A 551-nucleotide genomic window follows, 5' to 3' on the forward strand; every position below is an offset into this window, starting at 1 on the left:
CGAGTCGCTGTCCGTGATCGAGTCCGTCGCCGCCGACGTGGCGGTCGACGACGTGGACGATCCCGCTGGCGACGAACCAGACGACGCCGGCGGGTCCGCCGACGCCGACGGGTCCGCCGACGCCGCGGACTCACCCGACACGAGCGACTCGGCGTAGCGGTCGCTCGGCGGAGAAAAACGCGGCTTTCGCCGCGCCGTGTGCCAAAAGGGTCGGTTAGCGTTCGATGCCGGACGGCCCCGCGGGGCGCGCTCGACTACTCCAGCAGCGCGCGGACCTCGTCCGCGCGCTCCTCGTCGGTGACGAACCGGTCGAGGACCCACTCGATCTGCCCGAGGACCACGTCGTGGCCCGCCTCGGTGAGTTCGTACTGGTTCGTCCGCTTGTCGAGTTCGCTCTTCTCGACGAGCCCGTCGTCGACGAGGTCGTCGAGGTTGGGGTACAGGCGGCCGTGGTTCACTTCGGAGCCGTAGTACGCCTCCAGTTCTCGCTTGATCGCGAGACCGTACATCGGCTCCTCGGCCAGGATGGTCAGGATGTTCTGCTGGAACGA

The 551-nt window shown here is 68.4% G+C and carries 1 protein-coding gene; it reads right to left on the reverse strand.

Annotated elements, in window-relative coordinates:
- Window positions 1–254: 254 nt before the first annotated feature.
- On the reverse strand, window positions 255–551 hold a 297-nt coding region (locus tag D3D02_RS18745), incomplete at its 5' end, for a PadR family transcriptional regulator (RefSeq protein ID WP_147435735.1).

It is taken from the genome of Halobellus sp. Atlit-38R (genome assembly GCF_003665925.1).
In the GTDB taxonomy this organism is placed as follows: domain Archaea; phylum Halobacteriota; class Halobacteria; order Halobacteriales; family Haloferacaceae; genus Haloquadratum; species Haloquadratum inordinatus.